The following is an 11,389-nucleotide window of genomic DNA, read 5'->3' as shown; positions in this document are numbered from 1 at the left end:
TCAAGATGCCATCACCGGGCGCTTACGTATCATCGACGCCACCAAGCATCAGCGCGAGGGCCGCGCTTCTCTCCATACGCGCATTGGAGTCTCCGAGGACGCTCTCCTTGGCGACGATAGATGTCTGCGAGAGCATTGACCAATGTCGCAAGGGTCCCGCGGAAATCACACCTTTCTTTCCTGCCTTTTTGAAGACGACGCTCTCGCTGACGCCAATCAGGCGTTTCAAAAGCTCGTTGCAGTCAATCTTGAGCTTTCGAGCGGTTGCTACGCCCTCGATATGTGTCCGATAGACTGCTTCGGCACCTCCCTGTATGCCGCGTACGATGGTGAATATGTCGCCGTCCTGTGGCTTCGGCGGCAAGTCACCTAGGTCCAGTGCAGCTTGATGTTCCGTCTCATCGAGGAAGTTCTCAGAGCCACGACCAGCTTGAATCTCAAGATAAACGGATTGGTACCCCTTCGCCTCTGGAATCTCCTCCGGCACTGTGTCGCCGCCAAGGCAATAGCCAATGCACTGAAAAACGTAGGACTTGCCGGTCTCGCTGGGCCCATAGATTGTCGTGGTTGGCCGTGACAGGACGAATGTCGCTGGTTCCATCGCGGGTCCGGTGACCACAAGCCGTAGTAGTTTGAAAGCCATGGTCAGTTCAGCAGGTCGCCAATTTCTGCGCCCCAACGGCGCCCCTCAGTGTCGAACCGTTGAGCCAAGGAGTCCGACGACACGTCGCCGAACGTGCCGGCGACCCAGCCGGCGCGCAACTCAAGCTCGCGTGCATACCGGGAGGTGAATGCGTTCACGAGCTGTCGGCAGCGCGGGCCTGCCAGATAGACGATGCCGTCGTCGTTGAAGTCGGCAGTCACAACGCCCTTCGCGCTCATTAGATAAAGTCCCTCTTCAATGCGGTGTCTCCGGGTGTAAACCTCGCTGCTCCGTTGCGGCACTGGAGTGTGGAGACTCGGCGGACCGTTCAGGTCGGCAGAATAGACGAGCGCGTAGTCTAGAAGGACGAGCTTCTGGAGGTCGGCGACGCCCGGCCGCAGCGCGTGCAGGATAAACGCCATTCTGATGCCGAGTTCAAATGCTGAATTGAACGGAGACGAGTTCATCTTATTTGACCCAGCTAAGTTTGCCAGTATTAGCTAGGTGATGGCATGCCCCTGGCATATCGGGGGACCGCAAACTCTCGCTGAGTGGACTGTCAGCCATTTTCAACTGGTAAGAACGCTCTGTGGCCGCACAAAGTCGCTCAAGCCCGGTCTTATGGGTGGGCAGGCTTACAGTGCTCTTTACCGTCGTTAGCATTGTCGCGAGGAACGCATCGAATTCGCCGGGGAAGATATCCCGGCTGAATCGCTTCAGACCTTCGGCACTGTAGAACTCTGAGCGGCACGCCGAGAAATGCTCTTCATAGTCACTGCCGGTCAGTCCGTTGCGGTCGACAGAATGTGCGGCGTGCTCGCTGTACACGGCGAGAAGAGCCTCGACGTACTTCTGCTCACGCTTTGTCGGCGACCTCGGGACCGCTGGGTCATCGAGACGCTTCGGCCTGATTCCAAATCGCCTGAAATGCGCAGACTGATTCTTCGCGTGCATCTCAACCAAAGTACGCGCCGACATTTCCTTAAAACGTGAAAAATCGAAGGATTCAACCACAGCCTTGATTTCGGGTGTCAGGTTCTTTTTCAATCCTCGATTGCCGTCAACCCATGCCTGCAAGAAATCAGCTTTGAATTCCTCGGGCTCGGAAACCAGCAGGTCATAAAGGTCGACACCGCAGTCATGCGGAGCGCATATAAAGTATGTGCTGGGCTCGGGATAGCTCTTGCGCGCGAGGTGGCTGAAGAAGCCGGCCATCTCAGGAAAGAAGTCGGACGCCGCCACCGGGCCCTTATAGTACTTGCACTGATAAAGGTCCCAGCCGTGTTGCTTTCGCGGAAGCGTAACGATTGCCTCAACGTCTCGCCCCTTGTCACCAGGCATCCCCAGCCGCTTCACGGTTTGATACGTGTTGCCCGCCAGCGGCAGGCAACATTCCTCGACGAAAATCTCCCACGACGTGGCGTCCATCAACCTTAGCTGGGCGACGGGAGCGTGGGCTCCAGCTTGAATCACATAGCCTACCGCTCTGGTGTCGGTCGAAGCTTTCCGCCTTTTAGGGGCAGCATTGCCAACATCAGGTTTGTTCTCTACCACGGCAGTCTGCCCCCGAGTAGGTTCTGTAGCGTTTGCATGAACTAGCGTCCGCTCGGCCTCCGCCCTCTCAGGCGTCGCGGACAGTCAGCAACTCTGCCTGCACTGCGTTGGTAAGAATGGAGCTTATCCCACGAGACTTTTCCCCAAGAAGCTCGACACGAAAGCGCGCCCTCGTCAGAGCGACGTAAACGCGTTGATGGGAGGAGTAACTCAAATAGTTTTGGCTGTCTTCGTAAGAACTCCCGCCCTTCGGTGGCACTCGGCCGCCGTCAACGCCCACGAGAACCGCCGCCGAGAATTCCAGCCCTCCCACAAACTCGGGAGCGGTTAGCACAAAGCGTCCAGACTGCCGTGCGCGATTGACAGCTTCAAGGTCTCCGCGGCTCTTAATCACCTCAGCCGGCTTTTTCGAAGCCTGCGCGCGCAGTTGAAGTTCTTTAAAGATGTCGTCACCAAAGGCAATGATTACGACGTCCGCCTTCGAGCCGTCCATCTCCCTTGCGAGCAAGTCCGCACGTGTGAACGCGCCGTTCAGCATTGCTTCGCTCGACGCATATTGCAGCATCAGAGGGGGCTCGGTTTTACGCTCCTCCTCGGAAGTGAAAGCACTCACGGCCGCAGTCAACGGGTCATGAAAGTTGGTAAAAAGCGTAGCACCCGAGGACGTGACGGAGAACGCCAGATTCACGATATCCGGCGAACACCTAAATATCGACTTTACCGGCGTTCGAGCCGAGCTTTCGACATTTTCCGCCGGGTCGAAAACCAGGTCAAACGCGTCATCGGTCCAACCCCGGTCGCCCAGTGCCTGGGAGCGGTCAACTGAGTAAGCGATTGGCTGTGCTGCGTCGTCGCGCGTCAATTGATGGAACACCGACAATTCATTCAGATTGAAGAGGTGCGTTTCATCGATGAAGATGCTGTCGTATCCCTCCCGACTGCGTCTGCGCCGCCAAATGGGCGTGTTGAGCTGCGAAATTGCGCTCAGAACGACGTCGTCAGTATCGAACTGGGCGGACGAGACAAGTTCACGTTGATACCTGTCGTACATTAGAAATGTGAAGGACCTGTCACCCTCCGATGCAACCGGCATCCCCACCTTCAAACGCTGAAGCTTCTTATACTTGTCGAGGTCTTGGTCAGCTCGGCCCTTTATCTGGACGCTGATTTCATGTCGCAGCATGTCCGCAAGAACCCAACGGTCTGTCTGCAGCAGAAACTCAATAAAGTCCATCGTCATAAAAGGACGGTGAGACTCAAGTTCTTCGGCAAGCACACTATCCACGGCCTCCCGCGCATACAACATTTGCACCTGCTTGGACTCGTAAGCGTCGCGGTCGACCAGCTCGGATTCTGATATCTCCTGATGCAATAAGTCCGCGCAGAGGGCTTGGAGCGTGGTGACCCGGAGCGTCTGTGCCGCGCCTAGAGCAGGATTTTCGGACGTGTAGAACCCGTCGAGGTCGTTAATTGCGAACAGACTTTCAATGGCTCGCTTTGTTGCCTCGCTGTGTGCGATGAATAACGCTCGATGGTCCGTTTGCTCAAGCTTCGAGTCGTTTAGTGTTTTGAGGCATTTCAGAACGAGACAAAGGGTCTTGCCGGTTCCAGCAGGCCCTTCGATTCGGTGGGGAACATCTAGGTGTCTGTTCACAAATTCCAACTGCCCGGTGGTCAATATCGTGCGCCACCCGTCCAATCCAGCCTGAAATGCAGGTCGTTCGTGATTGGACGCATCCAACTGCGTCACCGCGAGCACTTGGTTACCCGGGCGCGCTTGGGGGTTCAAACGCGTAATCATTTCGCCGGCAGCAGCGATGGCGGCCGCCTTTCCCTCAACTGCCTTGCGGAAGTTCGTGACACGAGGAACCTCGGCAACCCCTTCCCCTTCTTCACTTGAGAATTTATAAACTAGTAGTGCCGAACCTGCTTCACGCCTGCTTCGCCTTCTTTCATCAGGTTGCCTTTCTATTACGGCTCGCAAGTCGGTCTGCATTCCAATCGGATATGGAAAGACCACGGCCTTTCCGTTTTGCAGAACGCGCTCGTGTGAACTTGGTTTTAAGTCATTCCAGAGCTTGATGCCAAACCGCAATGTCTTCTGGATGACAAGGAGCAAGCCGTTGTCGTCAAGGCTGAGAAGCCTAGGCGCTTCTTCGAGGTCAAAGACGATATAGTTGAGACACTTTGATTGGGGCGCAAGGATGTATGCGCCCTCTCCAGCGGTCACCGCGGCTATTTTCGTGCTTAGCGCCATCGACTTCACCTGCGAGCGGATAAAGCTGGCGAAGATTTTACCCGTCTCGAACTCAGCAGATTGGAGCATCCGCTCCGCGACTAGCTCCTGAGCGGCTTCTTGGCATATGTATAGGTATTTCACGCGCTAAGCTCCAATGCCGATGGTCCGCAATGACTTCCTGACGTCCGCCACATCGTTGTCGCGCACGCCGATGCGTGAGAACAGCAAAGCGAAGTTTTGCATCAGATGCTCTATCCAGGGGGAAGTTAATTTGGCCACTGGAAGGGCATAGTCACCAGTTCCGAGGAATTTTGGACAAACGACGTTCTTATTCTGCGCTACGTCCCACTGGTCCTTGGAGATACCATTAGTGATGCTTTTGGCAACGCTGCTTGGTATGTGATGGACCTCGCGCAGCAACGCTACAAAGTCCTGCGCCTCACCAGAGTCGAGCGCTTCCAACCCTCTGAGAAGATAATAGCCTGAGAGCCTATGTCCTGCCAATTCTTTTACCACCGAGTCGACGTGTGACTTGCAAACTGTCAAATGCGCCCTTAGTCGCTCTCGATTAGTTTTGTCCGTCTGAAGTGCCCGCGTTTCTGCAACTTGCGCGATGACATTTCTAAGCTTTTCGCACTGAGATTTTCTGGCCTTCTCGTTCTCAATTTTTTCGTAGTGTGCGTCGTATATTGCGGTTAGCGAGTGTGTCGAGAGCAGCGATTCTGATAGACCATCCTTCTCTAGTCGGTCAGAGATGATGTTCATGTAGTCGGCTTCGGCTCGGTCAAGAACCGTAGAAGCACCGTCAACATAAATCCACGAACTTAACGGAATCACAGGTACGTATGTGAACGCCGATACTTTCGCCTGCGCGGCGTCGCAGCGCGCCGTAATAATCAAGCCGTAGACCGATTCATCCTGGTAATTTTCCGCGTAGGCGCAAGAAAACACTGTTCCCTGCGTAAATTCATTCGCGCGAGGTGCGTCGAACATCTTGTTCCCCGAAAGTCTCTTATATTTTGCGCCAATTTATCATACAGCACCCGAAGTACAGTGCGGCTGGTCCCCAAATAAATTTGACGCTACCACCCGCTTCACCAACTGCGGACGGCGCGAGTGGGCGCGCCGCGATAGCGAAAAAAACTAAAGGTTTTCAACAAATGGCCGTTATGCCCTTTATCGTGGAGAGCACCTACCGAAAATGAATGCAAGACAACTAATGCTGGCGTCCGCGCTTGTCGCGGCCGCAACGACCGCCGCTTGCAACGGCAAGCAAGACACTGCAAGCGATAACGCGGCATCCGCGCCCACTGTCCAAGTTGTAGCGACGACAGCCGCGCCGGAGCCACAAACTGCTTCGCCCGTCCCCAATGCGCCGCCCGAAACCGAGCAGGCGAATCCGGAACAGTCGGCAGCGGCGCAGAGCCCCGTGCCGGATTCAGACGGGCTCGTGCGCGTCCATTTCGAAGATGTTTTTGCGGTCACCGCCGACGGAAGCTTCTCAGCCAAGGTGTCTGTGGACATCAACGGGGTCCAGATGACTCCTGGTGTCACTTTCGGCGGAGGCGTTCAGTTCGGTGGTTTCGCATTGAGTCAAGCTGCTGGTCACGACCTCACCGTTCGTCGACTCCCGAACGGATTCGTGCAACTGGTCAAGTACTACAGCTAATAGACCAAAACCACGGGACTGGGCGAGCGCGGTCGAAACTCAAGAGAGTGCATGCGGGCTCGCCCATCGGTTTCGACGGACACAGATATCGATTGAAGGTTGTCGTTGCGCAGTTCCAGAAGTTAGAGAGACCGGACAACCTCTACGGAGCCGCCGCATGTGGTGATGTCCGCCAGCGAGTCGAGCAGCCCCGGTCATTTGCCACAGTTCCTTCCTCCTTTCGGAACGGCATCGCAGGACGACCGGCTTTCGTTGATGGGAGTCGCAGTGCCGGCATGTACACCCAAGGCCCCCGCAATTCGTCCGCATTTCAGTTCACGCCGGACGGCAGTTTGCTCCTCTCTAAAATAACAAGGCCCTATGGCAACAAAAGTCACCCCGCTCGGCAATCTGTTCGATTTCTATGTTCCCCGCGTCCTCGGAGCGAAGCAGTTCTCGAAGCCGATGACGTACAAACCGTACGCCTTCATTCAAAAGCATTTCAAAGCAGCAGGTGCAGTCCCCTTTGGCAGCAAAGGAAAGCCTCCCGCCATAGTCGCCATCTCTGACGTCGACTTCGCGGCAGCCATTCTCGAGTGTGGGTACGGACGACGAGCAGAGTGGAAAACGCACCTTGCGCTCAGTTCACGCGAGTGCGCAGAGCTGATGCACTATCTTAAGGCGCGCCTGGCCTTGGTGCTGGCAAGCTTCCGCGTTGAGAATCAGTCGAGACTCCCTCGCTTCTTTTATAAGAAGCTCGAGGCATCGGAGAAGGTGTCTCTTTCCTTCATCTTGGGCGGTATGGGTGCGTATCTGGCTGCACAAGAGTGGCTCAAAGCTGGAGGTGACCCGGTCAGGTCATTTCTGCATGTTGGCATCTACGCGAAAGCTAGCATTAAGCCAGGCCGTCTCATCTCGTTCTCACTGCGCTCAAGGAAGTCACCAGACTTCCTCGTTGAAGCACAGTCAGGAAAATGGCATGTTTTCGAAAGCAAGGGCGGCGTCACGTCAGGGAGATGGTCGCGGATTTGCGAAGGTCTTAGTCAACTTGAGAGCCTCCCCCCGATAGGTTGGTTTGGTGCCTCGACAGCACCTGCCGAAACATGCGTGTGCGTACATACCAGCATCGACCATGGCAGGCCGTTGGTCTTCACGGCAATCGACCCGCCCGCGGACATTGATTCTGACGCCGAGCCCTTCACCCTCATTGAAGGCGCGGCTCGTTTGTTCCAGGCCCTGGAAGCCATCGAGCAGTTCAAAGCGTTGAGGACGGGCGCCAATGTCAAATCACCAGAGCTCGACCGCTGGACCGTCGCGCCTACTTCCTTCTCGGAGAGTATAAGCATCGGGATACCATCCCGGTATTTGCGCGCAGAGAAGCTAATTCGTCGTCGCCTCGCAGTGTTTTTGGCTGTGCGCGAATTTTTGGAGACAGAGCGTCGCACCAGCAGAAGCGAAACATTCACCGACCGCTTGCGCCGGTCGGTGCGCCTAAAACTGAAACCGAACGAAGAAGACGATGGTGCACTCGTCGTTTCCCGCATTTGGCTCGACCGCAAACTCGAACGACTGCCACGCCAGAGACTCCAAGGCTTCTTCCTTCTGGAATGCGCGAGAGCATTGAAGTTCGACGAACTGGTCGACCTTATTGAGGTGAGCTATAGCGAGCGCAAACGGATATTGTTCGAATCTCGAGGTAGTCAAAAGGCCCTTACTTCGGCCGGACTATTGCTTCTCCAGACCTCCCAAGGAGAGGCTCCTATGAGGGCAGTCGAGGCCCCCAGCACCTCCCGCGGCTAAGAGCTAGACAATCTGTCCTCGCTAACTCACTGCTTTTTCGCTGCCTCAGAACCGTCCGAAGGCTGTTGCAAGTGAGGCTACACATGGAGTTACTTCGATGAAACCGCGTGCAATCAAACCGCGCAAGCGCTTATGCCCGCAATGCAGGACCTTTTGAGCAAGCTAGTGCAAGCCCCCGAGTTTCCTGCGCTACTGAAGGATGGTCACCGAGCCGGGTCCATAAGCGGAATAGCGGCGGCCGCGCAATCGAGCGGACTCGCCGCTACCACGCTCTCACTGATAGCAACAGAGGGCGCGTCGCCGAACGCGAAAGCTGCGTTCAGGGCTCGAAGAGCTTAGCGTCAGAATCTCCTTCGAGCCACGATAACGGGGGTACAGCGACGACGTAGGAGACCTAATCAACAATGCTTCTTTCGACAGTTGACATGCAGCATTGCAGGAGAGCACTGTTCTAGGCAGTTGAAGCGTCCCTGCGCATTCGAGGTGCCGGAACTATGCCACACGCCAGGAACGCCGCACGACTTGTCAATCAATTGTCGCGAGAGGTCCCGCAGCCCACGCGGCGGCCGCTGGCAATTGCCGGTGCAAATCAACAGGCGTGCGTCAGAAGCAACCGGTCAACCAAGCACCTCGTTCAGGAGCCAGGTCCCGTCGAGATTCACGAACTCGTATTGTCGCTGCTGGCTCTCGCCGCTTTGCGGGCTGTAGTAGACAGCACGGAAGCGAAATGCGTTGAGTGACGGCTGGCTCCAAGCGTCGGTCCGCAAAATGGTCAAACACCGGCCCTTCGGTGCATACGGCATCGAGTTCCATGGCGCCGAAAGGTAATGCTGGTACATCTTCGGCGATGCGTACATGCTAAGCACGGGCCAGTCGTCGGGTTGCTGGTAGCAGGCGGTCTTCGACAGTACGGCGGCGATAGTCGGCTGCGCGGAGTTGACCATGCGACGGAAGTTAGCGTCACGCGTCGACGCAGACGCGGTGAGATTCGCATTGAGCTTGGCTTGCTCCTCCGGTGAAAGAGACGGCCCCAGCATGGTGGGTACGGAGCCTAGCGGAACCGACAACGTGCGATGCACGTGCGCGAGACCACTACTCAAGTCCTGCAGAGGGTTGGCTCCGTCGGCACACCCCGCAAGCAGGCTCGCCAGCGCGGCGGTTGGAACGAGTACCCTCTTGAATGAAATCATTGTTCCCTCTTCTCACAGTTTTCGGCTACACCGTTAACGGCAGAACTTGCTGAAACTTGAGGGGTGGATTTCTCGCGCTGTGAAACTCCTTGTGGTGCCCGGTAGGTGGCGTCTCACGATACGATTGCCGTTCGCATCCGATAGGCGCACATAGGCTCGTGGACCTCCCCGACTCAAACACTTCCTTGTTTTGCTCGCCACTCAGTGATGGCAGGGTTGGATAGAATAGCGGTATCCCCTTTGTCTCGGAAAAGGCGCTGATGTCGTCACAGACTTGCCCCTTCTGCGAGATTTCGACGTGCAGCATCGTCGGTCAGAATTGACATGCCATATGGATTCGGGACGGGTTTCCCGACTCACCCGGGCACAGTCTAGTCATACCTAGACGCCATGTTCGTTCGTTTTTCCACGTGAGCACTGAAGAACGAGACGACCTTTTTGCCCTTCTGGACCAAGCCAAGGCGAACGCGCTCGCGTCTTTTCAACCAGATGGGTTCAATATTGGCATCAACGATGGACCTGGAGCGGCCGGCGGTCGGTCCGCAACAGCGGGCTCGAAACCCGGTAGCCTCGGTCGAGGTCGCGGACCAATCGGCTTCCCTGGAGGCAACTGGCCGAGCGCTACTGGCGCCAAGTCTGGCGGCAACCGCGGGCAACGCCGACTGCCCGTCTCCCGGCAGCTATAGTTAGCGAGTTCGCAACTCCCGCCGGATTATCTTTCCTGTTGAGGTCATTGGAAGCGAATCGATGTATTCGACGAGCCGAGGGTACTCGTGCGCAGCCAGACGGATGCGCACGTGGTCCTGCAATTCTCGGGTTAGGCTCGCCGAAGCGGTGAAGCCGGTGGCCAGAACAACGAATGCCTTCACCACCTCGGTGCGGGTGGGGTCCGGCACGCCAACAACCGCTGCCAGCTTCACGGCCGGATGGCCGAGCAAACAGTCCTCAATCGGTCCTGGCCCAATACGGTATCCGGCGCTCGTGATTACGTCATCGTTGCGACCCACGTAGTGGATGAAGCCGTCTGCATCCATGCAGCCTAGGTCGCCTGTCAGCAGATACGCTCCCGCGAACTTCTCGGCGGTGGCCGACGGATTGTTCCAGTAGCCAAGAAACATCACGGGGTCCGGCGAACGAACCGCAATGTTTCCAACCGCGTCTGTCGGTACAGGCACGCCCTGGTCGTCCACTATCTGGATGTCATGACCTGGCACGGCCCGCCCGATTGCTCCCGGTCGGGCCGCGAACCAGGCACCGCAGGAGGACACGACCATATTGCATTCGGTCTGGCCATAGAACTCGTTCATGGTCACGCCCAAAGCTTCCCGGCCCCATCCAAGGAGTTCCACGCCCAGCGATTCCCCGCCGCTTGCGACCGAACGCAGATGCAATTGCCCGCGTTCTAAGGGCGCCTTTTCGGCACGCAGCATCTTCAGCGCCGTCGGTGGCAGAAAAACATGCGTGACGCCATGACGGCCCATCAAATCGAAGGCAGACGCCGCATCGAACTTGCTGAAGCGGCGTGAGACCACCGGCACACCGTGGTGCAGGGCCGGCAGCAGTACATCAAGCAAACCGCCAATCCATGCCCAGTCGGCTGGAGTCCAGATAAGGTCGCCTCTTTTGATACCTCCACCGTGTGACATCTCTACGCCGGGCAAATGTCCCAAGAGAACGCGGTGGGCATGCAGTGCGCCTTTGGGCTTCCCGGTAGTTCCTGATGTATAGATGATGACCGCCGGGTCATCCGCGTTGGTCTCCACGGGCTCAAACGCGTCGGACTCTGCCTGAATTGCGTCATCAAAGTTTTCCGTACCATCAACTGCCGTGACGCCCGAATCGGAATCGGTGACCAGGACAGCCACTAACGCTGGCAGCCGCTGCCTGATGGCGGCAATTTTGGTTGCTCCCTCGGTATCGGTGACGAGCACGCTGGCTCCGCTATCGCGCAGGCGATACTCCAACGCTTCCTCTCCGAACAATGCGAAGAGCGGAACAGAAATCGCGCCTGTCTTGAAGGCGGCAATATGGGCAAACGCGGTTTGCGGCGATTGGGCGAGGAGGATTGCAACGCGACTTCCTTTCGTGATACCGCGCTTTCGCAGGCAGTTCGCTGTCTGATTGCTTCTCCGCCGGAGCTCGCCGAAGGAGACGCGAGTGATGTACCCGTTGCCGTGCTCGTGAATAAGCGCCAGTTGCTCCGGGTCGAGCGCCGCCCACTTATCGCACACATCCACCCCAATGTTGTACTTTTCGGGAATGTTCCAGCGAAATTCTTTAACTTCAGATTCGTAGCTGGTGTCTCCGCGCAGCAT

Annotated in this window: 10 protein-coding genes; 3 read left to right on the top strand and 7 right to left on the bottom strand. The window is 56.7% G+C overall.

Annotation, left to right across the window (positions count from 1 at the left end; all coding sequences use genetic code 11):
* Nucleotides 1-22: 22 nt before the first annotated feature.
* From BG61_RS24330 to BG61_RS24310, 5 genes are all read right to left on the bottom strand, one after another.
* On the bottom strand, nucleotides 23-643 hold the full coding sequence (locus BG61_RS24330; protein ID WP_035927947.1) for an ATP-binding protein: 621 nt from the start codon (nucleotides 641-643) through the stop codon (nucleotides 23-25).
* Nucleotides 644-645: 2 nt separating this feature from the next.
* Nucleotides 646-1,110 carry an ABC-three component system middle component 2 gene (locus BG61_RS24325; RefSeq protein WP_035927944.1) on the bottom strand — a complete coding sequence of 155 codons (465 nt, stop codon included), beginning with the start codon at nucleotides 1,108-1,110 and terminating at the stop codon, nucleotides 646-648.
* A gap of 1 nt (nucleotide 1,111) precedes the next feature.
* The gene (locus tag BG61_RS24320) at nucleotides 1,112-2,197 is read right to left on the bottom strand and encodes an ABC-three component system protein (protein ID WP_129572071.1); all 1,086 of its coding nucleotides are present in this window, start codon (nucleotides 2,195-2,197) and stop codon (nucleotides 1,112-1,114) included.
* Between the two features lie 67 nt (nucleotides 2,198-2,264).
* Nucleotides 2,265-4,577, bottom strand: coding sequence for a UvrD-helicase domain-containing protein (locus BG61_RS24315; RefSeq protein ID WP_035927940.1), 2,313 nt, complete (start codon nucleotides 4,575-4,577; stop codon nucleotides 2,265-2,267).
* 3 nt (nucleotides 4,578-4,580) lie between these two features.
* The gene (locus BG61_RS24310) at nucleotides 4,581-5,429 is read right to left on the bottom strand and encodes a hypothetical protein (RefSeq protein ID WP_035927937.1); all 849 of its coding nucleotides are present in this window, start codon (nucleotides 5,427-5,429) and stop codon (nucleotides 4,581-4,583) included.
* 208 nt (nucleotides 5,430-5,637) lie between these two features.
* Between BG61_RS24310 and BG61_RS24305 the strand changes: the two genes are divergently transcribed.
* Nucleotides 5,638-6,105: a hypothetical protein gene (locus BG61_RS24305; RefSeq protein WP_035927935.1), complete on the top strand. Its 468-nt coding sequence runs from the start codon at nucleotides 5,638-5,640 to the stop codon at nucleotides 6,103-6,105.
* Nucleotides 6,106-6,465: 360 nt separating this feature from the next.
* The gene (locus tag BG61_RS24300) at nucleotides 6,466-7,884 is read left to right on the top strand and encodes a hypothetical protein (protein ID WP_035927933.1); all 1,419 of its coding nucleotides are present in this window, start codon (nucleotides 6,466-6,468) and stop codon (nucleotides 7,882-7,884) included.
* A gap of 617 nt (nucleotides 7,885-8,501) precedes the next feature.
* Here the strand turns inward: BG61_RS24300 and BG61_RS24295 are convergent.
* The gene (locus BG61_RS24295; protein ID WP_035942276.1) at nucleotides 8,502-9,074 is read right to left on the bottom strand and encodes a hypothetical protein; all 573 of its coding nucleotides are present in this window, start codon (nucleotides 9,072-9,074) and stop codon (nucleotides 8,502-8,504) included.
* Between the two features lie 329 nt (nucleotides 9,075-9,403).
* On the opposite strand from BG61_RS24295, the gene BG61_RS41370 reads away from it, so the two are divergent.
* Nucleotides 9,404-9,760, top strand: a complete 357-nt coding sequence (locus BG61_RS41370; protein WP_306434153.1) for an HIT family protein — start codon at nucleotides 9,404-9,406, stop codon at nucleotides 9,758-9,760.
* Here BG61_RS41370 and BG61_RS24290 read toward each other — a convergent pair whose 3' ends face one another.
* Nucleotides 9,761-11,389 carry an acyl-CoA synthetase gene (locus BG61_RS24290; RefSeq protein ID WP_035928055.1) on the bottom strand — a complete coding sequence of 543 codons (1,629 nt, stop codon included), beginning with the start codon at nucleotides 11,387-11,389 and terminating at the stop codon, nucleotides 9,761-9,763.

The organism is Caballeronia glathei (assembly GCF_000698595.1).
GTDB classification, from domain to species: domain Bacteria; phylum Pseudomonadota; class Gammaproteobacteria; order Burkholderiales; family Burkholderiaceae; genus Caballeronia; species Caballeronia glathei.
The sequence above is the reverse complement of the archived record's forward strand: the minus strand, read 5'-3'. Positions and strand labels throughout refer to the sequence as shown.